The 23,257-nt window shown below is 68.0% G+C and carries 29 protein-coding genes; 3 read left to right on the top strand and 26 right to left on the bottom strand.

Annotated features, from left to right (window positions below; translation table 11 throughout):
• Window positions 1-50: 50 nt before the first annotated feature.
• From ACK4E3_RS10830 to ACK4E3_RS10740, 19 genes are all read right to left on the bottom strand, one after another.
• On the bottom strand, window positions 51-1,364 hold the full coding sequence (locus ACK4E3_RS10830) for an ATP-binding protein (RefSeq protein ID WP_409701247.1): 1,314 nt from the start codon (window positions 1,362-1,364) through the stop codon (window positions 51-53).
• A 169-nt stretch (window positions 1,365-1,533) separates the two neighbouring features.
• On the bottom strand, window positions 1,534-2,214 hold the full coding sequence (locus tag ACK4E3_RS10825; RefSeq protein ID WP_409700437.1) for a response regulator transcription factor: 681 nt from the start codon (window positions 2,212-2,214) through the stop codon (window positions 1,534-1,536).
• 1 nt (window position 2,215) lies between these two features.
• Window positions 2,216-2,539, bottom strand: coding sequence for a PepSY domain-containing protein (locus tag ACK4E3_RS10820; RefSeq protein WP_409700434.1), 324 nt, complete (start codon window positions 2,537-2,539; stop codon window positions 2,216-2,218).
• Between the two features lie 92 nt (window positions 2,540-2,631).
• On the bottom strand, window positions 2,632-3,564 hold the full coding sequence (locus tag ACK4E3_RS10815; RefSeq protein WP_409700431.1) for a DnaJ C-terminal domain-containing protein: 933 nt from the start codon (window positions 3,562-3,564) through the stop codon (window positions 2,632-2,634).
• 70 nt (window positions 3,565-3,634) lie between these two features.
• Window positions 3,635-7,336: a glycoside hydrolase/phage tail family protein gene (locus tag ACK4E3_RS10810; RefSeq protein ID WP_409700428.1), complete on the bottom strand. Its 3,702-nt coding sequence runs from the start codon at window positions 7,334-7,336 to the stop codon at window positions 3,635-3,637.
• Window positions 7,337-7,810 (bottom strand): NlpC/P60 family protein, encoded by a 474-nt coding sequence (locus ACK4E3_RS10805; RefSeq protein ID WP_409700425.1) that lies wholly within the window; start codon window positions 7,808-7,810, stop codon window positions 7,337-7,339. It lies immediately after the preceding gene.
• Window positions 7,807-8,460, bottom strand: coding sequence for a DUF2163 domain-containing protein (locus ACK4E3_RS10800; protein WP_409700423.1), 654 nt, complete (start codon window positions 8,458-8,460; stop codon window positions 7,807-7,809). The genes ACK4E3_RS10805 and ACK4E3_RS10800 overlap by 4 nt, the downstream gene beginning before the upstream one ends.
• 43 nt (window positions 8,461-8,503) lie before the next feature.
• Window positions 8,504-9,115, bottom strand: a complete 612-nt coding sequence (locus ACK4E3_RS10795) for a TIGR02217 family protein (protein ID WP_409700420.1) — start codon at window positions 9,113-9,115, stop codon at window positions 8,504-8,506.
• Between the two features lie 12 nt (window positions 9,116-9,127).
• Window positions 9,128-9,655: a phage tail tape measure protein gene (locus ACK4E3_RS10790; RefSeq protein ID WP_409700417.1), complete on the bottom strand. Its 528-nt coding sequence runs from the start codon at window positions 9,653-9,655 to the stop codon at window positions 9,128-9,130.
• Between the two features lie 106 nt (window positions 9,656-9,761).
• Complete coding sequence (locus ACK4E3_RS10785) at window positions 9,762-10,229, bottom strand: hypothetical protein (protein WP_409700414.1); 468 nt, start codon at window positions 10,227-10,229, stop codon at window positions 9,762-9,764.
• A gap of 125 nt (window positions 10,230-10,354) precedes the next feature.
• The gene (locus tag ACK4E3_RS10780) at window positions 10,355-11,005 is read right to left on the bottom strand and encodes a hypothetical protein (protein WP_409700411.1); all 651 of its coding nucleotides are present in this window, start codon (window positions 11,003-11,005) and stop codon (window positions 10,355-10,357) included.
• A complete protein-coding gene (locus ACK4E3_RS10775; RefSeq protein ID WP_409700408.1) occupies window positions 10,983-11,642 on the bottom strand; it encodes a JAB domain-containing protein in 660 nt (219 codons plus the stop codon). Before ACK4E3_RS10775 ends, ACK4E3_RS10780 begins: the two co-directional genes overlap by 23 nt.
• Window positions 11,642-11,881 (bottom strand): phage tail assembly chaperone, encoded by a 240-nt coding sequence (locus ACK4E3_RS10770; RefSeq protein ID WP_409700405.1) that lies wholly within the window; start codon window positions 11,879-11,881, stop codon window positions 11,642-11,644. Before ACK4E3_RS10770 ends, ACK4E3_RS10775 begins: the two co-directional genes overlap by 1 nt.
• Window positions 11,878-12,201 carry a GTA-gp10 family protein gene (locus tag ACK4E3_RS10765; RefSeq protein WP_409700402.1) on the bottom strand — a complete coding sequence of 108 codons (324 nt, stop codon included), beginning with the start codon at window positions 12,199-12,201 and terminating at the stop codon, window positions 11,878-11,880. The genes ACK4E3_RS10770 and ACK4E3_RS10765 overlap by 4 nt, the downstream gene beginning before the upstream one ends.
• The gene (locus tag ACK4E3_RS10760; protein WP_409700399.1) at window positions 12,198-12,605 is read right to left on the bottom strand and encodes a phage major tail protein, TP901-1 family; all 408 of its coding nucleotides are present in this window, start codon (window positions 12,603-12,605) and stop codon (window positions 12,198-12,200) included. The genes ACK4E3_RS10765 and ACK4E3_RS10760 overlap by 4 nt, the downstream gene beginning before the upstream one ends.
• 13 nt (window positions 12,606-12,618) lie before the next feature.
• Complete coding sequence (locus ACK4E3_RS10755) at window positions 12,619-13,038, bottom strand: DUF3168 domain-containing protein (RefSeq protein ID WP_409700396.1); 420 nt, start codon at window positions 13,036-13,038, stop codon at window positions 12,619-12,621.
• On the bottom strand, window positions 13,035-13,346 hold the full coding sequence (locus tag ACK4E3_RS10750) for a hypothetical protein (protein ID WP_409700393.1): 312 nt from the start codon (window positions 13,344-13,346) through the stop codon (window positions 13,035-13,037). Before ACK4E3_RS10750 ends, ACK4E3_RS10755 begins: the two co-directional genes overlap by 4 nt.
• Before the next feature lie 8 nt (window positions 13,347-13,354).
• Entirely contained in the window at window positions 13,355-13,612 is a 258-nt protein-coding gene (locus ACK4E3_RS10745) for a head-tail connector protein (RefSeq protein ID WP_409700390.1), read from the bottom strand.
• A gap of 77 nt (window positions 13,613-13,689) precedes the next feature.
• Entirely contained in the window at window positions 13,690-14,886 is a 1,197-nt protein-coding gene (locus ACK4E3_RS10740; protein WP_409700387.1) for a phage major capsid protein, read from the bottom strand.
• Between the two features lie 230 nt (window positions 14,887-15,116).
• Between ACK4E3_RS10740 and ACK4E3_RS10735 the strand changes: the two genes are divergently transcribed.
• Window positions 15,117-15,734: a hypothetical protein gene (locus tag ACK4E3_RS10735; protein WP_409700384.1), complete on the top strand. Its 618-nt coding sequence runs from the start codon at window positions 15,117-15,119 to the stop codon at window positions 15,732-15,734.
• A gap of 648 nt (window positions 15,735-16,382) precedes the next feature.
• Here ACK4E3_RS10735 and ACK4E3_RS10730 read toward each other — a convergent pair.
• The 4 genes from ACK4E3_RS10730 to ACK4E3_RS10715 form a co-directional block, all read right to left on the bottom strand.
• Window positions 16,383-16,667 (bottom strand): hypothetical protein, encoded by a 285-nt coding sequence (locus ACK4E3_RS10730; RefSeq protein WP_409700381.1) that lies wholly within the window; start codon window positions 16,665-16,667, stop codon window positions 16,383-16,385.
• A gap of 66 nt (window positions 16,668-16,733) precedes the next feature.
• Complete coding sequence (locus ACK4E3_RS10725) at window positions 16,734-17,153, bottom strand: HK97 family phage prohead protease (RefSeq protein WP_409700378.1); 420 nt, start codon at window positions 17,151-17,153, stop codon at window positions 16,734-16,736.
• Window positions 17,150-17,401: a hypothetical protein gene (locus tag ACK4E3_RS10720; protein WP_409700375.1), complete on the bottom strand. Its 252-nt coding sequence runs from the start codon at window positions 17,399-17,401 to the stop codon at window positions 17,150-17,152. Before ACK4E3_RS10720 ends, ACK4E3_RS10725 begins: the two co-directional genes overlap by 4 nt.
• 2 nt (window positions 17,402-17,403) lie before the next feature.
• Window positions 17,404-18,528, bottom strand: coding sequence for a phage portal protein (locus tag ACK4E3_RS10715; protein ID WP_409700372.1), 1,125 nt, complete (start codon window positions 18,526-18,528; stop codon window positions 17,404-17,406).
• A gap of 202 nt (window positions 18,529-18,730) precedes the next feature.
• Here ACK4E3_RS10715 and ACK4E3_RS10710 point away from each other — a divergent pair, with 202 nt between their 5' ends.
• The gene (locus ACK4E3_RS10710; RefSeq protein ID WP_409700369.1) at window positions 18,731-19,276 is read left to right on the top strand and encodes a hypothetical protein; all 546 of its coding nucleotides are present in this window, start codon (window positions 18,731-18,733) and stop codon (window positions 19,274-19,276) included.
• A 12-nt stretch (window positions 19,277-19,288) separates the two neighbouring features.
• On the opposite strand, the gene ACK4E3_RS10705 is transcribed toward ACK4E3_RS10710, so the two are convergent.
• From ACK4E3_RS10705 to ACK4E3_RS10695, 3 genes are all read right to left on the bottom strand, one after another.
• Window positions 19,289-20,476: a DNA-packaging protein gene (locus ACK4E3_RS10705; protein WP_409700366.1), complete on the bottom strand. Its 1,188-nt coding sequence runs from the start codon at window positions 20,474-20,476 to the stop codon at window positions 19,289-19,291.
• Complete coding sequence (locus tag ACK4E3_RS10700; RefSeq protein WP_409700364.1) at window positions 20,448-20,729, bottom strand: hypothetical protein; 282 nt, start codon at window positions 20,727-20,729, stop codon at window positions 20,448-20,450. The genes ACK4E3_RS10705 and ACK4E3_RS10700 overlap by 29 nt, the downstream gene beginning before the upstream one ends.
• Before the next feature lie 166 nt (window positions 20,730-20,895).
• Window positions 20,896-21,360, bottom strand: a complete 465-nt coding sequence (locus ACK4E3_RS10695; protein ID WP_409700361.1) for a YcgN family cysteine cluster protein — start codon at window positions 21,358-21,360, stop codon at window positions 20,896-20,898.
• 78 nt (window positions 21,361-21,438) lie between these two features.
• Between ACK4E3_RS10695 and ACK4E3_RS10690 the strand changes: the two genes are divergently transcribed.
• Window positions 21,439-23,253 carry an ABC-F family ATP-binding cassette domain-containing protein gene (locus ACK4E3_RS10690; RefSeq protein ID WP_409700358.1) on the top strand — a complete coding sequence of 605 codons (1,815 nt, stop codon included), beginning with the start codon at window positions 21,439-21,441 and terminating at the stop codon, window positions 23,251-23,253.
• The last annotated feature ends 4 nt before the right edge of the window (window positions 23,254-23,257 follow it).

The raw sequence follows: 23,257 nt of genomic DNA, 5'->3' as shown, positions 1-23,257 counted from the left end.
CCCCGCAATGGGAACACGCTATTGGGGCAGGGTTAACAAAGGCTTCGGCGTTACTGCGCGGCGGGCAGGGTCACGATCACCTTCAGGCCGCCCATGTCGCTGTCGGCCAGCTCCATGCGCCCGTCATAGGCGCGCACCAGTTCGTCAACGATGGACAGGCCAAGGCCCGATCCGGGCGCCTCCTCGTCCAGCCGCGCCCCGCGCTTGAGCACTTCGGCACGCCGGTCTTCCGGCAGGCCCTGTCCGTCGTCCTCGATGACCATGACCAGCTGGCCGAGGCCGTCCGGCCCTGCCAGAACCCGCACCTTGCGCTCGCACCACTTGCAGGCGTTCTCGAGCAGATTGCCGACGATCTCCTGAAAGTCCTGCCGCTCGCCGCGGAAGCTCAGGGTCTCGGGCGCACGCCAGTCGATCTCCACGCCCTTGGACTGGAACACGCGCTCCAGGGTGACCGCGATCTCGTCGAGCCCCTCGTCCACGGGGGTGCGCTCGCCGGAGCCCTGCGCGCGGGCGGCGGCGCGGGCACGGCGCAGGTGGTGATCCACCTGACCCTTCATGATCTCGGTCTGGCGCCGGACCACCTCGGCCAGTTGCCCCTCGTGATCTGCGGCCTCTGTCTGGATCACGGACAGGGGCGTCTTCAACGCATGGGCCAGATTGCCCACATGGGTCCGCTGGCGCTCGACGACCTCAAGATTGTGATCGAGCAGCTTGTTCATCTGGTCGGCCAGCGGCTTGATCTCGTGCGGATAGTTTCCGGTGACGCGCGCGGCGCGGCCCTTGCGCACGTCCGCGATCTCGGTGCCCAGACTGTAGAGCGGGCGCAGGCCGATGCGCACCTGAATGAGCACGGCCACCAGCAGGCCAAGGCCCAGCAGGCCCAGCGCGATCCAGGTCACGGTGGCGAACTGGCGCGTGTCGGCGTCGATGGCGGATCGGTCGATGGCGGCGAAGAACACGACGGGCTGATCGCGCCCCGGCAGGAACTTGCGGCTGGCGGCTATGCGCAGCGGCTCGTTGGCCGCACTGGTGGCGTTGTAGCTGATCGAGCCGCCCTCTACAGCGCGCAGACGCTGGGGCAGGCTGGCGGGCACTGGCATCTCGCTGTCCCACAGCGAGCGCGAGCGCGACACGAACCTCAAAGAGCCGTCGGGCTGCTCGACCGCCACGGCCCAGTATTTCCCCGACAGGATGCGCAAGGTGCGCGCGTCCTGGATCTGGGGCACCAGAACCTCCTCGCCCGTGGTGTCGGCCACGGCCACCAGCTCGTCTATGCTGTCGTTGAGCACGGCACCAAGGCGTCTCAGCCCCGATTCCTGAAACAGCGATGTCAGGGTCACGCCGGTCAGGAACAGCGCGACCATGATCCACGCCGATGCCAGCCAGACCAGCCGCTGGGTCAGCGATCCGCTCTTGCGGCCACGGGCAGGCGTCTCGGGCCGACCGGCACCATCGGTGCTCTCTGCCGAGCGGGTCTGATCTTTCTGGATGTCCCTCAAGCCCTGCCCCCGCAGGCTCTGGCGCAGGTCATGCTCAGGCCGCTTCGCTCTCGCCCGCCAGCGGGATCAGGCGATAGCCGAGGCCGCGCACGGTCTCGATGCGCTCGGGGCCGATCTTCTTGCGCACGCGCCCGACGAACACCTCGATGGTGTTGGAATCGCGGTCGAAGTCCTGATCATAGAGATGCTCGACCAGTTCGGTCCGGCTGATCACGCGGCCCTGGTGCATCATCATGTAGTGCAGCAGCCGGTATTCCAGCGAGGTCAGGCGCAGCGGCTCGCCGTTGACGCTGGCACGCGCCGCGCGCGGATCGAGCCTGAGCCCGCCGCACTCGAGTATCGCCGTGGCGTGTCCGGCCGAGCGCCGCAGCAGTGCCCGCAGGCGCGCCAGCAACTCCTCGGTATGAAAAGGCTTGGTCAGATAGTCGTCGGCGCCGGCGTCAAAGCCTGCAACCTTGTCCGACCACGCGCCGCGCGCGGTCAGGATCAGCACCGGGGTGGCGCGACCCTCGCGGCGCCAGCGCTCCAGCACCGACACGCCGTCGATCTTGGGCAGGCCGAGATCGAGCACGATGGCATCATAGGGCTCGGTGTCGCCGAGGTAGTGCGCTTCCTCGCCGTCCGCAGCATGATCGACCACATAGCCCGCGTCACTCAGGGCGGCCTTGAGCTGACGGGCCAGGTCGGTATCGTCCTCCACCAGAAGCACGCGCATGTCAGCACCCTCCCCTGACGGCGCCGGTGCGACCGTCGACCGTGATCACCGCAACCTCGCCGTTGCGGTACTCCCAACGCACCAGATAGACCAGATTGTTCCCGCCGCTGCGCTCTTCGGCACCCAGCCAGCGGCCGGGGCGGCACTGGCTCTCGACGCGGCGGCGGATTTCGCTGACGCTCATGCGCTGGCCGCGCAGGGCCTCGTCGCGCGCGCGCTCCTGCTGACGCCAGTCGGAGCTGCCGGGAACGGCCTGCGCCAGCGCACTCACCGGGGTGGTGGATGCGATCAGGGCGGCCAGGATGATGGCGGTGATACGGGTCATGGAAAGCAGCGATAGCGCCCCGGCCCTGAACGATGACTGAACAGCCACACTAGCGCTTTTTCACACTCGCGATAGTGGCGCAGAAAAAATGGTCAGCTTCCGGGTCGATAGGGGCGCTTGCGCCGCCACTCCTCGGCAAAGCGGGTGAGGGCCTCGTCCGGCGTCTTGGGCAGCACCAGCATGAGCCTTGCCAGCAGATCGCCGCGCCGTCCGCCCGCAAAGCCGCCGCGCCCCTTCAGCCTCAGCACCTGGCCGGAACTGGCCCCCTTGGGAATGCTGACCGAAACCGGGCCTTCGGGGGTCTGGGCCTCGACCTTCGCGCCCAGCACCGCATCGGGCACGGTCACGGGCAGGTCCATGTGCAGATCGGCACCCTCGGCGCGAAATATCGGATGGGGCCGGATGCGCAGTTCGATCAGCGCGTCGCCCGCCTGGGCGGGGCGGCCGGTGCCTGCATGGCCGGGCGCGCCCTGCCCCTTCAGCCTCAGCACCTGACCATCGCTGACTCCGGCGGGTATGGTCACATCCAGCGTGCGTCCGTCAGAGAAGGCGATGCGCTGTCGCGTGCCCCTGATGGCGTCCTCCAGGGAAATCTCGAGGGTGGCGCGCACGTCGCTGCCCCTGGCGGCAAAGCCCCGGCTGCCCGGCCCGCGTGCGCCGCGCACACCCGCGCCCCCGCCGAAGATGCCGAACAGGTCATCCAGATCAATGCCCTCGAACCCTGCCCCGCGCGGGTCGCCGCCCCCGCCAAAGCCGCCGCGCGCACCGCCCTGCCCGCCCGAGAAACCGCGAAAGCGCTCGTTGCCCTCGGCGTCGATCTCGCCACGGTCATAGCGGCGGCGCTTGTCCTCGTCGCCCAGCAGGTCAAAGGCCGCCGTCACCTGCTTGAAGCGGGCCTCTGCGGCGGCATCGCCGGGGTTGCGGTCGGGGTGATACTGCTTGGCCAGCTTGCGGAAGGCCTTGCGGATGTCGTCGGCACTCGCGCTGCGGCTGACGCCCAGTTCCTGATAGGGATCATTGGCCACGGCTCAGATGCACTCCACTTGCTGCGCCGCCAGCAGTTAAGCCATCGAGGCGCGCGCGCAAGTCCCATCGTCACAGCCGCAGGGTCTGTTCCGGCCCTTCGCCCCACGCTTCGTCCAGCAGGCAGACGGCGATCTCGAGCCCGCTCTCACCGCCGTCGAGGGCCAGTTCATCCCCGGCATAGTCTATGGCTGTGCCGCTGACCGACCACTGACGCAGCAAGGTGCCGTCGCGGCGCACGCGCACCCTGGCTGCCGGGATTGCCTCGCCATCCGGTCCGTCCAGGCGCTCGGTATCGCCAAGTGCGCGCGCGCTCCAGCTCAGCTTCAGACCATCCGACGTCCGCCGTGCCTTGAGGTGCGAGGGGCGCAGCGGCCTCAGCCCCAGCGCCTGCCATGTCACCATGGCTTCGGCGAACAAAGGCCCGCCGGGGGCCAGCCCGCCCGGCCCTGCGCGCATCAGGCGTGTCACGCCCCGCTCGGCCGGCGACATGGAGAGCGGCACGATCGCATCGTCGAGCATGACCACGCGCGCACCGGCGGGCGCCCCCGCCTCGGCCTCTACCTCGCTGCCGCCAAGGCCGCGCAGCAGCCCGCTCAGCCGATAGAGCCCCGGCCCCAGCACAGCAGCCTGTTCAAACTGCACGATCTCCCATGCCCCGCCCGCCTCGATGGCCAGCCTGTTGCCGCCCCCGCTCACGCCCTGGCGGCTCAGACTCTGGGGCGCAGCGCCCTCCAGATAGACCTCGATCTCGCCTGTGCTCTGCCAGCGTCCGGCGCGCCCCGGTTCCAGAGGCGCAACCAGCATCCCGAGCGTGGCCGGGCGCGTGATGCGGGCGCGCTCGCTCAGGTCTTCGGGTGCCCCGCCCAGATGGACCGCCTGTTCACGCCATGGCTCCAGAGCTGCCGCCGCGCGCATGACGGCGGGCTTGTCGGGAAGGTCGAGCACAAGGGCGAAGGGTGCCGCGCTGACTTCCGGCACATCCCCTTCCTGAAAGCGCCCCGGCTGACGGCGCGCACGCTCTTGTGTCTCGGGCCTCAGTTCCCAGCGCGGCTGCCCGTCGCTGTCACTCCGCGCGATGCGCCAGCGCCGCCCCATGAGGCTCACCGCGTCGCCGCACTCCAGCCGCAGGGCGTGCACAGGGCCGGGCCGCACATGAAGCCTCTCGCGCACTTCCTCTGACATGAGCACCTCGCGTGCGACCTGACGCGCCAGCCCCTCGTCGCAGGCCACGGCCAGGTCCATGTCCAGCACACCGCCGCCGCGCCCGGCATCCTCGGATCGCTCCAGCACACTGCCCGTCTGATACTGTGCGCCCTCGTCGTGGAAGCGCACCCGCACCACACCGGGCGCGTCCTGGGTGCGCCGGTCCAGTCGCGCCAGCGGGCCATCATCGGCCAGCACCAGGGCCCCGCTCTCGATGCTCTCGCCCGCCACGTCATCGGCCACGACCCTGAGGCGCCCGCCCTGCTCCACCACCGAGGCCCCGGCCACCGCCAGCAGCGGAGCGAGCGCATCGCGACCGCGCATGGGATGCGTGATGACAAAGCCCGCAGGTGCCTCGAGGCCCCCCTCCACGTCCACCTCCTCCTCGCTCAGTCCGTGGCGGGCCAGAACGCCTGCGATCATGGCACCGCTGCCCAGCCGCCCGTTCAGCCAGTGTCCCCGCGACCAGTTCAGCGCGTCGGCCCAGACGCTCTCGCGCGCGGGAAAGTCGGGCCAAGGCCGCGCGTCCCAGCACCACAGGTCGATGCCTGCAATCATGGGGCGTCCGTCGTGGGGCGAGGGGGGATTGTGTTCGGGGCGGGCAAAGTGCTCCAGCACCGCCTCGATGGTGCGCCTCTGCATCCGGTCGTCGCGCGCACCGTTCGAGAACGGGGGCAGGGCCGTCTCGGCGCTCTTGGGATCGAGGAAGCGGTTGGGCGCATTGGCACCCTTGTCGATGGCGGCGCAGCCCACCTCATAGAGCCGGATGGGCTTCATGCCGGGCACCCAGGGCGTCGGTGAGGCCGCGCGCACCCCGCCGGGGCGCTCGAAATGGGCATGGCTCCACCAGCTCGCCAGATCCTTGACCCGCCAGACCCACGGCTCGCCGTAAGCGCCATCGGTGATCGGCTCACGAAACTGGGCGGCGCGGGCCGCATCATCGGCATAGAACCAGTCGAAGCCCTCGCCGCCGCGCACCTGGGCCGCGAGATAGTCCGGGTCGCTGGCGCCTCTATATCCGGCCAAGGCGTCGAGATGGCCGCTGCCGTCCCTCCAGTCGCCCATGGGCGCGTACCAGTCGATGCCGACGTGATCGATGGCCGGGTGCGCCCACAGAGGATCGAGGTGAAAGCGTACCTCGCCCCCGCCGGGGTGGTGGCCATAATATTCGCTCCAGTCGGCGGCATAGCTGATCGCCACGCCCGGCCCGGCGATGTCGCTGCACTCCTGTGCAAGAGCGCACAGGGCCTCGACGGCCGGATAGGCGCCGGCATCATCGCGCAGCCGGGTCAGCGCGCGCATCTCAGAGCCGATCAGCAGGCCATCGGCCCCGCACTCCAGCGCCAGCGCCGCATAGTGGCGCGCCATGCGCCGCAAGCCCCAGCCTTCGCTGGTGCCAAAGATGTGCTCGACATCGCCGCGTGCCTGCGCGGTGCCATCCTGTCCCGTGATCCGCCCGCGCCACGGATAGGCGCCCTGGCGTGGTCCGCCATAGGGGTCGGGCAGGGTGTTGTCGGCAGGAATATCCATGAAGACGAAGGGATAGAGCGTCACCTCAAGCCCGCGCGCCTTCAGGGCCGCAATCATCTCGCGCACGCTGTCGTCCGAGGGCGTGCCGCCATAGGCAGGACCGCCCCCGCTTTCCGAGATCAGATGAGCACCGGCGCGATCAAGGCCTGCGACGGACCAGCTCAGCGGTGTGGTGGTCTTGTCGCGCCGCTCCACGCCCGGCCTGATCGTGCAGTGGCCCGCGCGCAGGTCGTTGCCAAACCATCCCACCACCACATTGACCCGTTTCAGGTTCGGCGCGTGGGTCAGCAACTGGTCGAGCGAGACCAGCGCATCCGTGCGCCCAGTGGCATTGTTGACGTTCTCGGCGCGCACCCGCGTCAGGCCCTCGCGTCGCATCACCGGCGTGGTGGCCAGGGCAAACTCGCCAGCGCCGGGGATCAGGCAGACGCCCTCTATGCGGTCCTCGAGCTGGGGCTCGATGGTGCGTGCACGTCTCAGCACCTCGAACGAGAACTGCGGCACGCGGTTGCCGAACCGCTCCAGCGGCAGATCCTCGAACACCACATAGGCCAGATCGCGATAGGCGGGCGCGGTCCCTTCCACGGCGATCAGGGTGGCATCGGGCATCTGGTCTGACGTGCCGCGATAGAGCCTCATGCTCACGCCGCTGGCATCGAACGGCTTGCCGTCGGCCCAGATGCGCCCGATCGCGTCGATCTCGCCCTCGCACAGCGAGATGGCCAGACTGATGCAATAGCTGTGGCTCTCGATCCTCTGGCCGCCCTTGCCCGCCCGTGCGCGATGGCGGCTTTCCAGAAAGCGCGCCGCCCAGATGACCTGTCCGGTCACACGTATGCGTCCCAGCACGAAGGGAAGCGGTGCGCCCTCGGCTGTGCCCTGCACCCTGATGGCCTCGATGCGCGGTCCGCTCTGGCGCACAGGCATCAGCGAGGCCACCAGGCGGTTCTCGATCGCTGCGCCCAGCCCCCGGCCCAGCACGGCACCGACGGGGCCCAGCACGCTGGCTCCCACAGCCCCAAGCACGACCTGCGCCATCTAGTGCGCCTCCCCCTGATTGTGACCTTCGGGCCAGCGGAACACTCCGGCGACCCGCTGCCACCACCAGTCGCTCATGAAACTCTCGATCACCGCGCGGCCCCAGTAGGCGTGGATGATGCGCCCTTCGCTGCCGCCCCCGGGCGCTTCGCTCACAATGGCGCAGTGCTTGGCCATGGCCGCCGGGCTCATGCGAAAGACCAGCACGTCGCCCGCGCGCGCCTGCCCCGCAGGGATCAGCCAGCGCCCGGCTGCCGCCAGCAGGCGTTCCTCGCGGCCCACCTCGGCCCAGTCGCTGCTGTAGGCCGGCACCGCCTCGGGCTCGCGCCCGTAGAGGCTGCGCCAGATGCCGCGCACCAGCCCCAGACAGTCGGTGCCCTGCTCGCGGTCCGATCCCTGATGCAGATAGGGCGTGCCGATCCAGAGCCGCGCCTCGGCCAGCGCGCGTGCATTGGCCGTGATCGTCTCGCTCATCGCCGCGCCCGCCCGTCATGCATCTCGCCGCTGGCAGGCCAGGCGGTCAGGAAGTCGTCGCCGGGCATGTGCGGAAAACCGCGAAAGTTCAGGTGATTGGCGAACACCTCGCGACAGGTGCTCCAGCGCCGGTCACAACTGCGCCCGTTGATGGCCTCGGGCGAGAGGCCACAACGCGCGTCGCCAAGCTCGGCATCGCACTGGCGCGAATGGATTTGCCCCACCACCGTGTCGAGCGCGGCCATGGGGCCTTCCAGCTCCGCCCGGAAGCGCTCGCCCTCGCAAGAGATGCGCCCGATGCTGGCGCGCCACAGCCTGACCTTCAGCGCAGGCTCGCTCCAGTCCACGCGCCAGGCTTCGATGCGCGCGCCGTCATAGAGGCCTGCGGCAATATCCTGCGTGGTGAGGCGTTCGTCATCGAGCAGGCCCGCGACCGCGAAGCTGGCCCCCTCGAAGCCCTCGCTCGCCATGCTGGCACCCGCATCGAGGCCGGTGGCCGCCTTGCAGAGCACGCCATCGACCTCGAGATCGCGGTCATGGTCGGTAAAGCCCAGCACCACCGCATCCTTGCGGGTCAGCACGAAGGCATGGCAAAGCCGCGCCGCGCCGCTCTCGATGCGGGCGGCCAGCGTCGCTGGCACAAATCTCATGATCCATCCTGTTGGTGTCAGCCCGCGCGGGGCCATGGCGGGCTCAGACCCGCACCTCGATCAGGGGCACCGCGACCAGGCGACCTGACGCAAAGCCCTCCAGCGTCACGTCGATCCGGTCAGTGTCGAAACGCACCGGCACGTCGAAGCGAAAGCCCGCCGTCACCGTGGCACCGCTGGCGGGCGCCACATCGAAGGTGACGATCCCTGTGGTCTCGTCCAGCGTGAAAGTACTCGTCTCGACGCCCGCCACAGCCACTTTGACGCTGCCTGCCACAGGCTTGGTAATCGGGCGAAGGCTGTGGCCGTAATGCTTGACCAGAGCAAAGCTGCGCTGCGACCCATTGCCTGTGCCCAGGCTCTGATCGTCCGCCATGGGCTCCTGTCCGGGCGGGGCCGAGGCCTCATCGCTGATGTCGCGGAAACGGAAACCGTAAAGGCGCCCATGTCGCGCCTCGAAGAAGGCCATCAGCGCGCCCATGTCGGCCAGCGAGCGCAAGCCCGCACCGATCAGATAGCGCCTGCGCCCGCACGACCAGGGGCTGCTGCGCCGCTCAAAGCCGCTGGCCAGGCTTGCGACCTCGGTGCGGTGCTCGACGCCCACGCTTGATCCGAACGCCAGCCTCGCGGGCAGGCGCACCTCGTGAAATCCCATGCTGATGTCCTCTCAGAGCCTGCGTGCGCCCAGCATCACCGCCCGGGCCAGCGCCTGGGCCACCTGGGCTTCGGAATGCAGCAGGGCCGACGCGCCCTGCCCGGCCACGGTCACGTTCACCGACACGGGGGCCGATCCCGCCACCGGCTCGATGTGTCCGGCCCCGTGCGGGCGAAACACCTCGGGGCCGCGCTCTCCGACCAGATAGGCCTGCCCGCCCATGACCGGCCCGCCCTCGGCGCGCGCCCCGGCGAACAGCCCGCCGACGGCCTTCTCGATGCTGGCCGACAGACCCGGCGCGCGGGCCAGGGCATTCAGGCTGCCCAGCACGGCGCGCGCCAGTTCCGCCATGGACAGCTCGCCATCGCTGGCGGCCCGTGCCAGCGACAGCGCCAGCCGCTCGCCGGCGCGCGAGAACGCATCCTCGATCGCGCGCGCTGTCTGCTCTGCGGGGACTCTCAGTTCCTCGATGGCCTTTTGTGCGCGGGCCGCGCTGTCGGACAGATCGCCCGCAGGCCCCGGCATGGATGGATCACTCATGGCCTGAACTCCTGTCTGCCCCGTTCAGGGCTTGGCTTCGCCGGAAAACAAAAAGGCCCACCGCCCGCAGGCGATGAGCCGGATGAATCGGGATGTCGCGAGGCGTCTAGGGTGCCAGTCCCGGTGCCCAGCACGGTTCAAGCTCCCGCTCCACGAACCGTCCCCACTCAGCGACAGGCCCGGCATTGCTGATCAGGCGGGTCTGGGTGAGGTGGCGGTCAGGCATCTCTCCCGTAGTGTTGATCGTGTAGAGATTGCCATCCATCACGCGCGGTGGAAGCTCTGGCGGTCGTGGCAGGGGCAGCCCCGGCACATTCCGGTCGGGCACGGGCAGGTCAGCCAGCTGCTGCATGGCCTCCATAATCGCAGGACAGCTGCGCCCATCGACCCAATGCGTCTGCGACACATCAGACCCCTCATAGGTGTCCTTGCGGGCAATGACATAAAGCACCGGGCCCTCATCGCCCTTGAAGCGTTGATGCCGGAAGCCGATGCGCCGCATGGGACGCCCGTACTCATCCGCCACTTCGAGCCAGGTCAGGAAACTGGCGGCAGGCGGCAGGCTCCTCTCCACGGGGCGCAGTGCCTGTGACGACGCTTCCGCCGGACTCAGAGCAACAAGCATCGCCACAACCGCAGCAAGCCCCGGGCCGTGCGGCCCGGCACCCACGCCTGCCCACTTCACGCAGAAGGGCAAATTCAGGCCCCCTCGCCTAAATCGGCCGGAGCGCACGCACTCAGGGCATTCAGCATCCATATGCCCCAGGCAGCAATCTCGCCGGTGTCAGCCCTCATGGTCAGGGTCACCATGGCGTTCTCGGGCGTCATGCCCCATGTCTGGATTTCGAAAACGTGTCCATGCAGCGAGCGCAGGGGCACAGGCACACTGTCCTCCACTGGCACCAATGGTGATCGGATGCGTGGCTGCGGAAGCTGCGACAGGCGATGCAGGGCCTCATCCACGGCTTCACAGGTTCGCGAGTCGGCCCAGCGCACCGTGCGAGCATCACCGTCGATCTGTTCGAACCGGACGATCCGATAAGATTGGTGACGCTGCCCGGGCTCAGGAGGATTCGCTTCGGGGAGCGTGGCAAAGCGGATACTGAAACGCTCGGCGCCCCAGGTATCGTGCACACTCACGCTCACCTGGGTGCGACCCATGTCGGGCTCTTGGGCCTTGGCCTCCGCGCCGGTCAGCAGCACACCAGCGAGTGCAGAAACCATGATGCGGCACATCGAGCTATGGTCAAAACCCCTATACATCTGCAAGGTCAGGACTTCGCTCGCACCTGAAACAGCAGATTTGACCAGATAGCCCGATAACCGGTCAAAGAGGGCATGGGCTTGCATCAGGATTTACTTCCTCCCCTATTTCGTTTCGATCACTGTCCTCACTATAGACATATATGCGGTGAACGGGAGGGTTAACGCTCGCATCCTGAATCACAACGTACATAAACTTATCGTGTGTGGGAATACCCAGCTTGGATACCGCAACCAAGAAATCTTCGTACACCCGCCAATCTTCGTCACTAGGTCGACCATCGCCCGACGGATGATTGTGTATGTCTCCCATCCAATTTTGATAAGTCACGCCGGTGTGGTCGAGTACAACATTCGAAACCTGTCCTGGTACGACTGGGGCACCGTGACTTACGTTCCCCAAAATTATCGTGTTGCCCGCCCCCCGCAGCAGAAAAGCCCCAAACTCGCGGTTGGAAAGAGTTCTACCGTCACCGATGCTTTCTGCGTGATCAAGGAAAGCCTCAACAGCTGAGGCGGCAGCGGCGTCCGCGTTCCAGCGATCACGAAAGGCTGGAATGTCGCACGGCTCCACGTACTGCGGCTCGACATCAGGGTCGATCACCGCCACATCGCCCGGCATCACGGGAATCGGAGGTGGCATCACAGGAAAAGGCTGCGTGCTGTCACTTCTGCGTTGTCCGGTGATAGTGATGCCTTCAACAGTGGTCGGCGGATTGCTCATTATTTCTGACCTTTCATTGGAGTTTTTTCGATTTGACTTGATGCCCTATCATCGGGCCAGCGCCGCATCAGGTCTTCCAGCCGGTCGCGCGCAATGACGGCGGGTGCTCCTGCGCCGGTCAGGTCGCGCCATTCCTTCAGCGACAGCCGCCAGAAGCTCTCGGGACCGATCCCCATGTGCGCGGCGCGGCGCAGCAGGGCGGGCCAGACCGCCTCGGTGTTCGCTGCGCCTCTGCTCATTTCACGGCCGCTTCCAGGCACGCGCGCACCGCCTCTGCGGCCTCGGCCACCGAGATGCTCGCGCATTCTGGCGAGAGTGCGAAATCTGCCTCCCTGCCCCCGCGAAGCAGGGCCGCCAGCACCAGCGCCAGATCGCCCGCCTGCATGCGCGCCAGCCGCTGGCCCAGACCCTCAAGGCCAGACACCCCCAGACCGGTTTCCATTTCCGCCAGCGCGCCCAGCGTCAGGCACAGCCGCCGCGGATGCCCGGCCAGAACGGCCTCGACCTCTCCGCGCGCGCCATTGATCCCCGCCCGGCCCCGTCCCTGTGCTGCGCTCATATCGCGGTAAAGACCAGCGCCCCGGCACTGGCCAGACTGAGCGCGAAGCTGGCCTCGCCGTCATGCTGACCGGCATATTCCAGGGCCAGAATCTGGAACGGCCCCTCGATGATGCCGAAATCGGGGATCATGAGCTGCCAGCGCTTCAGGGTCTGGGCAAAGAACATCTCGCGCATCAGGGCGTCGCTCTGCTGGTCGCGAAAGATGCCCTGACCGCTGACCGAGGCCGTTCTCACGCCCGCCCCTTCCAGAAGTTCACGCCAGCGCCCGTGCGAATCCGCATCGGTCACGTCCACCGGTCGCGCGTTCAGCGAGATGGTGCGCGCGCGCAGGCCCGCCACACTGACGAAGCTCTCGCCATCCTCGATCTTGAGCAGGATGTCCCTGCCGCTCTGGGCTGCCATCAGCCGCCTCCTGTCATGGGGTAAGGGGGTTATCGTTCAGGGTCTCGACCATCACGCGCATCTGGATCAGGCCGTGCCAGAAGCGCCGGTCGGGTGCGGGAAAGACCTCCGCGCGCGTCACGCTCAGCCCCGTCATGTGCAGCCCCTCGGGCGAGGGGGCGGTGGTCAGGGCCACACGCATGGCCTCGGCGATGGCGAGGGCCTCCTCGCCGCCGCTAAAGCGCGAGCTGACCAGCCAGGCGATCTGGTGCTCGGTGCCCGCACCCTCGGCCCTGACCGGAATCAGGGTGTGGCGCGTGATGCTCACGTTCGGAAAGACCGCCCTGTCGGGCAGGGCATCATGAATGCGGTCATCGCACAGGGCCGACAGCATCGGATCGGCCCGCAGCGCCGCGATCAGGCCTGCGATCAGGTCACAGCCGGGCGTGCTCATGCCTGAGTCTCCAGTCTCAGATTCACGAAGCGCGAGGGTGCTCCGGCGGGCCAGGGCGCAAGGCCTATCTCGCTGATCGTCCACAGGTGACCTGCCACCTCGATCTGCTGGCCGGGCTCAAGGCGTGTCTCGGCCCGCGCCCGAACGTGCCAGCGGCGCTCGGTGACCGGCCCCGCCTCGCCGTTGCGGCGGCTCATGCTCACCGCCTCCAGCGGCTCCAGCCAGACATGACCCAGAGGCTCCAGACTGCGCGCCTGTCCTCCGAACGGCGTCTCGCTCTCGCGCACCTCGAACAGGGCGCCCAGCATCGCGCCTCTCACAGTCGCACCGTGCGCCACGGCGCGATCAGCGGTGCCACCAGCGCCATGTCGGCGGGCACACCGTCATCGAAGCTGCGCGCCACCAGCGCCAGAACCGCCAGCCGCAGCGGGGCGGGCCAGTCCTCCCGCTCGCTGGTCAGGGCCTCTACGCGCGCGCTTGCCGCCTCCAGCAGCACGGTCAGTATCTCGTCGCTCTCGCCGTGGTCGATGCGCAGGAATACGCGCACTTCCTCCAGGCTCACGGCATTCGCCATGCTCCGCCCTCCGTGTTCGATTGATGGAAAATGGCCCCCGCAGGGCCGTCCTGCGGGGGCCATGCTCGCAGCGCGCGTCAGTCGCCGCTGAGCGTCAGCACCTTGATGGCATGGAAGTCCTGCACGCCGCCGCCCACGCGCTTGGTGGTGTAGAACAGCACATAGGGCTTGGCCGAATAGGGATCGCGCAGCACGCTGAGGCCCGCCCGGTCCACGATCAGATAGCCCTTCTCGAAGTCACCAAAGGCCACGGCGGGGGCGCCGACAGCCACATCGGGCATGGTCTCGATTTCGGTGACCGGATAGCCCATCAGCCGCGAGGTCGCGCCCGGCTCGGTCGCAGGCGACCAGACGTGATTGCCGTCCGCATCGCGGAACCTGCGGATGGCGCTGGCCGTGCGGCGGTTCATGACAAAGCGGGCATTGGCGCGATACTTGGCCTTGGGCGCATAGATCAGCTCGATCAGCCGGTCGACGGGCTCCTCGCCAAAGCCTCCGTCCTCGCCGCTGAGCACCTGTCCGATCTTGCCCCAGACGTGATCGGCCTCGTCCACGCGCTCATAGCTGAGGAAGCCGCGCGGGCGGTTGATGCCGTCGCCCAGCACGAAGGCCTCGGTTTCCTGCGCGGCAAAGGCGTCCTCGACCTCGGCGGCCAGCCACTCGTCAATATTGACCAGCGCATCGTCCAGCAGCGCCTGGGTCGCGGCCGGACTGGCGTAAAGCTCGGCGGACGGGAACTCCAGCAGCGCCAGGTCCGCACCCGTGGTCTCGGGCCGCGCGGCGGTCTCGGCGACCCAGCCGGCCTCAACCCCCGCGATCGAGACGGGCTTGCGGAACACGCCGGTGGAGACCGTGCGCACGCTGGCGATCTCGCGCATGGGCGAGGCGGCCATCAGGCGGCGCTCGATCAGGCGCTCGGTCTCGGGCGGGGCCAGTGGACCGCCGGTGCCCGACAGGCCGCTCTTCATCTCCAGCCCTGCGCGCAGATACCCGTGCCAGGCCTGCTTGATCTCGTCGGGCGCGGCACCAGCGCGCGCGCTGGCCAGGCCCGTGGCGCGACCGGCCTCGCGCAGGCGCTCCATGCGGCGCTCGGCCTTGGCGAGCTGGCTGTCGATGCGCGCCACCTTCTCCTCCAGCAGCGGATCGCCGGCCTTCTTCTCGATGGCGTCGAGGCGCGCATTGTTGGCTTCGCGGAAGGCCTCGAAGGCCTTCATCAGCTCACGACGTGCCGCACGCGCCTCGGACGAGGCGGCGGCCTGCTTGGTCTCTTTCATGATGTCTCCGGTAAATGTGGGACGAGGCCCCTGCCCCGCCGTTCAGTCAGGGGCGCGCACCGCCCTCTTGTTTTGATGGTTCGTGGCCTGCACCGTGGGGTCGCCACGAAAGCAAGGGCGGCATCAGGTTCGGCTCACCGAGAACCGCGCTCCAGCAAGAGCCCGAAACGTCACGACCGTATCGACCATCACACAGCGCCGATAGCGGAGCTCGCTGATGAGCCTCAAGAGTGGACAGAGGCAATCAAGCGCCGCAAGGTGAAGGTGACATGCAGTCTTCAGCGATCACAACCCTCGCAGCCTCCATCGCGGCGCTCGCGGCTTTTTCTGCTCCGGCCGCCAGGGCGCAATCAATTTTGGAGCAAGGTCTCTCTGGAGCCTTTCGTGGCTGTGAGGAATGGATTCTGAATCCAGCGAGCTGGACCAATGGCCCCGCGCCCTTCATCGCAACGGTGGGCTTAGGCGACACAATGGGGTTGGTTGCCGAGGTCGATGAAGCGTCTCTTCCGCCGCCCGCCTTGCGTCGCGCAAACCACTACTGGCGCATCAACTCGACCGAAACCGCCGGCTATGTCCTGGTCGTCTCGGACCAAATGCCCATGTGCCACATCACCGGCGGCGGAAATGTCGACCTGCAGCCCGTGGTGGAAACCGTCCTGACATCTGCGGACTTCAGCAGTCGCTGGAAAGTGGTTCTGGAGTCCGAGCGACGCGACATGGCAACAACGACGTTCCGGAACCGGACCGATCCGTCCCTTTCCGCAATCGTCAGCCGATCAAGAAGGCCGGGTGATAGGTTGGACCGAGTCCAAGTCACAGTGACGGCGATATACGAAACAGAGGACTAAGACCCTGCTTCGATGCCGCGCGCGAACGTCTGCAACGGTCAAGAACCCGTTACGAGTTCACGACCCCGAAACGCGCTCCTGCAAGAGCCGGAAACGTCACCAGCGTTCTCGGCTTTTACACAGTGCTGACAGCGGACCTTCGGATTGTCTGAGAGGGGTGGAAAGCGGACCTATCGGTCTTGGACGTCGATCACGATCAAAGTGGGCTCTCGTGGGTCGTTGGTCCCAATTGACAGGAACGTCCGCCGAGAGGGCACGTCTGCCTCGATCAACACATTTAACTCAGCGTCGCTCACCACCAGTCGGCGACGGTCGGTAATGACTTCACCTGCGAATGCGAGCGTGAGGGGCGAGCGAGCAACGTCCGATCCGACAACCAACTGAGTGTCGCCATCGGCCTCCGAGCGGGTTCCAACGCAGACGCAATGCTCGTTACTCCACAACCTGACAGGGCCGTCCTCAAGCTCAGGAGCGTCAATATCGACGCTACCTCCAACCAAGACGAACGAGCCGGGCGCGCGGACAAAAATCTCGTGTGGCTTCACAGTCGAATGCTCCAGCTTGCATGAGCCGTCGGATTTCTTGCCGCGTCCGCTTGATATCTGCAATGAGGTCGAGAGCCGACTGTCGCCTGTAGGTGGGAAGCGGTCATAGCCGGCTGATAATCAGAGGGACGCTTCCGGCGTTCGCAAAGGCCGCCTCATCAATGTGCTCATGATAGCCTTCATGTTTCGCCATCGCCGTGCGCAGCGCATAGGCGGCGAGAAGCAAGAGACCACCTGTGTTTCCGGATAACTCTACTCCATGCTCGGGATGCAGTGTCGCGACAAAATCCGGAAACTGCTCCGGCTCGGTTCGGCGTTTTACGAGTGCCCACAGAGCATCGTAGATATCCGATACCGCGTTTAGGTCCTCGGGCGTAGCTGCTGGCATAGTCCCCCCATCCGCTAAGCGCATGTGTAGCAGACGTTCCGACCGTCTGAGATGGGTCGGACGCCGTCATTGCCTCACCATACTGTATCGGGCCTTCGGCTCCATCGGAAAAACGACCAGCGACACCTCCCACAGATCGATCTCGCTGAGCACGCGCAGCGGGCCATCGCGCCGGGCGCGCAGGGTGCGAAACCCGATGGACAGCCCGCTCAGCACGCCTGCGCGGGTCAGAGCCGCCGCCATGCGACCCTCGGGCGTCACCGGCATGATGCGCCCGCGCACGAAAAGGCCGGTATCGTCCTCGCGCACCTCGTCCCACTGGCCTGCCAGCGCCCGCGTCTCGTGCTGATAGAGCATACTGATCGCGCCCGGCCCGGTGCGCTCCAGCGCCCGTGTGAAGGCGCCGCGCACCACCACATCGCGGTTCAGGTCCGCCCTGGCCCAAAGCGAGGCATAGCCCTCGATCCCCACCTCGCCCCCGCTCATGGCGTGCGCCCCGGACTGTCCAGTCTTCGCTCGATGCGCTCCACCGCCGCGCGCGTGGCCAGCCCCTGTTCCTCCAGCCGCGCCAGCCGCTCGGCCACCAGCCGCTGTTCGTCGATGCGCGCCTCCACGCTGGCCAGCCGTGCTGCTGCCCCGCCCGCCCACATCAGCGCCAGCGCGCTCTGCAACATCAAGGTGACGATGATGCCCATGGGAAACAGGCGCGAGCGGGCCTTTGCGCTCTCTGACACGCTCACTGGCTCACCCCCGCCATCCAGCGCCGCTCCTCGTCGGTCAGGAAACCTGCGCCATCCAGCCGTGCCCACAGCGCCTCGCGCTCGCTCGCCAGCGCCGGCACCATGTCAAGATCCACCTCGATGCGCGCTTGCGAGAACCACGGTCCCAGCCAGCCGGTCAGGCCCGCAGCCGTGCGCCGGGCCAGCGGCACCACGGTCTGGCGCCAGAACGCCACATTGGCCTCGCGATAGTTGGCATAGGTCGCCTCGCCCGGAATCCCCAGCAGCTGCGGAGGCACGCCAAAGGCCATGGCGATCTCGCGCGCGGCGGCGTGCTTGCCCTCGATGAAGTCCATCTCGGCGGGCGTCAGGCTCATGGGCTTCCACTCCAGCCCGCCATCCAGCACCAGCGGTCGCCCGGCGTGGTGCTGGCCGGCATAGAGGGCGGAAAGCTCGGCCTTGAGGGTTTCGAACTGCTGGTCGCTCAGGCGCTCCTGGCTGCCCGCGCCATAGACCAGCGCGCCCGAGGGCCGCGCCGCATTGTCCAGCAGCGCCTTGTTCCAGCCCGAGGCCGCATTGTGCACGTCGATGGCCACGGCGGCGGCCTCAAGCGGCGAGAAGCCGTACCAGTCGTCCAGCGGGTTGAACAGCTTCAGGTGCCAGACCGGACAGAAGCCGTCGGCCTCGCGCATCAGGCGCACGCTGCGGCCCTCGACACTGTAGTCATAGCCCTCGGCCCAGCCCTTGGTGCCGGGGATAACCTGCATCCGGTCCGGGCGCAGCGCATAAAGCTCGACGGGGCGGCCCTCGTCGTCGCGCACAGCCTCCAGATAGCCGTTGCCCGAAGTCTGCACGAAGCCGTGCAACTGCTCGAACAGGGCCGCGCCCGACTGCTCGGGATTGGGCCGCTCCAGCAGGCGGTTAAGCGGGTGATCGTCCTCGACCCGCTCGCTGCCGGCGAATACCGCAAAGGGCGTAGCGGCCACCGCCTCGGCGATCATGCGCACACAGCGGTAGGCCAGGGCATTCCTGCCAAAGCCCTCGCGCGCAAGATGGGCATAGTCGCGCGGCGTCCACTGAGGCCGATCCGCCCGCGACAGGGCGATCAGCCCGGCGGCGCGGCCCGCCTTGGTCTCGTGCACGGCCTCTCTTGCCTGTGCGTGCCTGTGCCTCTCACGAAGCCACGGCCATCTTGCCATCTTGAACCATCCTCGCTTGATGAAGCGCTCCCGGCCCCGTGGGCCGGGTGCGTGACACCGCTCGACATGATGCGAACTTGCCGCAATCATGGGCGGACGAATCCTCTCTCTCCCCGTGACAGTCCTTCTGCGTGCCGTTCCGCCCATGACGAAACCTGCCCCGTCCAGCCTCGAAGTGCTCAAGGCCGCCAATCCCCTCGCACGGCTGGACAATGCCCGCATGGCCCGCCACAGCGCCCTTTCAGGGGTTCTGGCCGGCGTGATCCTGGCGGTGGTCACGGGTATGGGCGCCCTGTCGGTCCACCTCGAGCGCGCGGCTTTTCTGGCCGAGTTCGAGCGCAGCTTGGGCAATCATCCGCGCCGCGAGGCCCTGGAGGGCCAGGGCGAGTTGTTCCTCAACCTGACCCTGGCGTTTGGTATCGGCCTGACCGTGCTGTTCGCGGTGCTGTCCTTCGTCCAGTCGCGCCGCCTGGGCTGGGGCGTGCCGATTGTGTTCGCCCTGTTCGCCCTGTTCCCGCTGCCGGGCCGTGTGGGCGATCTCCTTCAAGGTCAGGCCAGCAGCTTCGGCCTCGTGTCGCTGGCGCTCTATCTGGTCGTCGCCCTGGTCAGCATCGCGGCCTTTCGCGGCGGGCTTTATCTGCACAGGCACGATGCCGTGCTCCAGCCCCCCTCGCCCCCGGCCCACGACTGAGCCGCTCACGGCCTAGATCGCACGCACCCGCGGGCGCCCGCGCCCGGTGCCCAGCAACAGGTCGCTGACCGCCCACACCAGCGCGTCGGCCCGATCGGGCGAAGCGCGCACACCCGGCGTCCCCATGCCCATCAGTTCTGTTTCCAGCAGGGCAAAGCGCGCGGCGTGATGGACCCTGCCCTGCTCATAGAGGGCCGCGACAGGTGCGGCGCGCGCCAGCTTCGAGGTCGAGGCCCTGACCGCGCGCACGGGCGCCTTGCACAGGGCCATGCGCAGCATCTCGCCGACCATTTCGCCGCCCTGGTTGACCTCGGCCACCACGGCGTCCGCCCCGTGCGCCTCGACGGCCCGGCTCACCCGGCGCGCCCAGGTCATGGGACTGGCCTTCTCGACGCTGGCGTCCTCCAGCACCCACACCACGTCGCCCAGCCGCCCGGCCACCACGATGCCGCACGCAGCTCCGCCCGATCCGGCCGGGGGGTCCAGACCCACGACGATCTCGTCGAAGCGGCGCGGCGCCTGACCCCTGCACCCGCGCAAGGTGTCCGAGGACCAGAGCGCACCCTCGCCCTCCAGCAGTGCGCCCTCCAGCTCCTGCGCCGCAAGGCGCGTACCGCCGTAAAGCGCCTCCAGCCCGCGAAGAAAATTGGGCGAGAGATTGCGGGCGTTGGCGTGGCTGGGCGCATGGCTCGTCACCGTGCCCGGCTCGGCGATCAGCGCCCTGAGGGCCTCGGAAGCACGCGGCGTCGTGGTCACGCACAGCTGCGGGCGCTCGCCCAGCCGCAGGCCCATCCTCAGCATCGCCAGGGTGTGCGCGCCGCGCCGCCAGCTTGCGAACTCGTCGGCCCAGGCCGCGTGGAACTGCGGTCCGCGCAGGCTGTCGGGATCTTCGGCGGAAAACAGATAGGCCTGCGCCCCGCTCGGCCAGACCAGCCGCCTGCGGCTTATCTCAAGCTCGGGCCGCCGCCAGGGCGGGGCAATGGTGATGAGGCCCGAAGGCCCCTCGATCATCACCTCGCGTACATCGTGCAGACTCGGCCCCACCAGGGCCAGGCGCGCGCCCCGCACCGCTTGGCTGCTCAGCCACTCGGCCCCTGCGCGGGTCTTGCCTGCGCCCCGGCCACCCAGGAACAGCCAGCTCGACCAGTCGCCCGTCGGCGGCAGTTGCCCCTCATGGGCGTTTCCCTCCCACTCCGCCATCAGCAGGCGGCGGCCCTCCGGCCCGATGGCCCTCAGCAAGACCCTTCTGTTCCAGTCGCTGCGCAAGCTGGCGAATACGCTCAAGCAACTGTTCGCGCAGGCGTCGTTCATCGGCGTAGTCCACCACCCCGCTCATCGTGTCGTTCGACTGTGTGTTCTGCATGATCTCCCGCTCGGCCCGGATCAGCGACAGGGCCGCCTTGGCCATCTTCTCGACCTCGGCCGGCTCGTGTCCGCCCAGCAAGCTGGCCACCTCGGCGACCAGATCGCGCCGGCGCCTCTTTGCGCATCTCTCCGTCATGGCCCAACATGGCCCGTGCCCCGTCATGGGTGCGAACTTTGACGGCGCGAAGAATATTCGACTTTCCGTTCAGAGACTTGCAGCAGGCGCGCGTGCGCGGGCCGAGACGATTGCGCCCCTATCGGGTGCCGCGCTCCTCGCGCCACTCGGGGGCCTCGAAGTCGAGGGCGTCCTCGGGCTCCTTCAGGACCGTCTCGCTGATGGTCTGGCCGCGGATCGAGACCCCGGCACGGTGCACACTCTCGGGATCGCCCGACACCAGCGGATGCCAGGGCGCCAGATCGCGCCCCTCGTGCAGCCTGCGATAGGCGCAGGACGGCGGCATCCACTCCAGCGCCTCGATGTTGCCGGGTGTCAGCTTGATGCAGTCGGGCACATGGACCTTGCGGTTGGCATAGTCCGAACAGCGGCACAGCGCGGCATCGAACAGGCGGCAGTGGACCCGCGTGGGGATCACCTCGCCCGTGTCCTCGTCCTCGAAGCGCACCAGGCAGCACAGCCCGCAGCCGTCGCACAGGCTCTCCCACTCGCTCGGGGTCATCTCGGCCAGGGTCTTGGTGCGCCAGAAGGGCTCATTGCTCATGGCGCGCTTCTAGCGGGTCGAGGCGCGTCTGTCACAGTGGCCCTTTGCCTGTGCCCTCGCCCGCGCTAAGGCCACGCCATGGCCAGCCCCGCACGTCCGCCCCTCATCGCCCTCAAGGACATCCGTCTTCAGGACGGGCCGCGCCCCCTGTTCGAGGGCGTCAGCCTGGCCATGGAACCGCGCGCGCGCGCCTGCCTGGTCGGGCGCAACGGGGCGGGCAAGTCCACCCTGATGCGGATCATGGCCGGTCAGATCGAGCCGGATGCGGGCGAGCGCATCGTGCGCTCGGGCACGCGCTTTGCCTATGTGGGACAGGAGCCCCTGATCGCGGGCGAGAGCCTCAAGGCCTATGCCGCTTCCGGCGGGGCCGATCCCTGGCAGGCCGAGGCCTGGCTGGAGACCTTCGGGCTTGACCCTTCGCGCGGTACCGGCGGCCTGTCGGGCGGCGAGGTGCGCCGGGCGGCGCTGGCGCGTGCCTTTGCCGAGGCCCCTGACGTGATCCTGCTGGACGAGCCGACCAACCACCTCGACATCCCCGCCATCGAGCGCCTTGAGGCCGAGCTGACCAGTTCGCGCAGCGCCGCCCTTATCGTCAGCCACGACCGCCGCTTTCTCGAGCGCGTCACCGACACCTGCTACTGGCTCGAGGGCCGTCAGGTGCGCACCCTCAATCGCGGCTTTTCCCATTTCGACGACTGGGCCGAGAAGCTGCTCGAGGAGGAGGCCGAAAGCCTGCGCCGCCTCGATCGGGCCATCGAGCGCGAGACCTACACCTTCTATCGCTCCATCACGGGGCGGCGCGGGCGCAACGAGGGCCGGGCGCGCGCGCTCGCGGCCCTGCGTCAGGAGCGGCAGGAGCGCCATCGCGACCAGCGCCGCTCGCTTGAGCTTTCCCTCGATGCCGCCGCCAGCTCGGGCCGCCTCGTGGCCGAGGTGAAGGGCGTGAGCAAGGCCTATGGCGAGCGCACCATCCTCAAGCCGTTTTCCACGCGCATCATGCGCGGCGACCGGCTGGCCATCGTTGGTCCGAACGGGGCGGGCAAGACCACCCTCGTCAAACTGCTGCTGGGCGAGCTTGCACCCGATGCGGGCAGCGTGCGCCTCGGCACCAATCTTTCGCCGCTCTATCTCGATCAGGCCCGCGATGACCTGAAGTCCGACATGACGCTGTGGGATGCGCTGACGCCCATGGGCGGGGATTCCATCATGGTGGGGGGACAGCCGCGCCACGTCGCCTCCTGGGCCAAGGATTTCCTGTTCTCCGAGAGCCAGCTTCGCCAGCCGGTCTCGACCCTGTCGGGCGGTGAGCGCAACCGCCTGCTGCTGGCGCGTGGTCTTGCGCGGCCCGCCAACCTGCTGGTGCTGGACGAGCCGACCAACGACCTCGACATGGAGACGCTGGACCGCCTCGAAGACCTGCTGGCCGAGTTCGACGGCACCTTGATCCTGGTCAGCCACGACCGCGATTTCGTCGACCGCCTCGCCACCTCGACCATCGGGCTGAACGGACGCGGCGACGTGGTCGAGAGCCCCGGCGGCTATTCGGACCTGCTGGCCCAGAACCCAGGCTTCTTCGATCCCCTTCCCGCGCCCGACACTGCGGCGAGCAAGCCGGTCAGCCCGCCCGCCCGCGCCGAACCGCCGCGCAAGACCGCCAAGCTCAGCTACAAGGATGCCCGCCGCCTCGACGAGGTTACGGCCCTCATTGCCGAACTTCCCGCCACCATCAGCGATCTCGAGACCGCCCTGGCCGATGCCTCGCTCTATGCCCGCGACCCGGCCCGCTTCACCGCCCTTTCCGCCAAGCTGGATCAGGCCCGCGCCCGGCTTTCGGCGGCCGAGGAAGAATGGCTGATGCTGGAAGAGCGGCGCGAGGCGCTCGAGCGCGGCTGATCGC

The sequence above is a fragment of the Brevundimonas sp. genome (genome assembly GCF_046299595.1).
GTDB lineage: Bacteria > Pseudomonadota > Alphaproteobacteria > Caulobacterales > Caulobacteraceae > Brevundimonas.
Note: the sequence above shows the minus strand (reverse complement) of the source record. Positions and strands in the feature narration are given on the sequence as shown.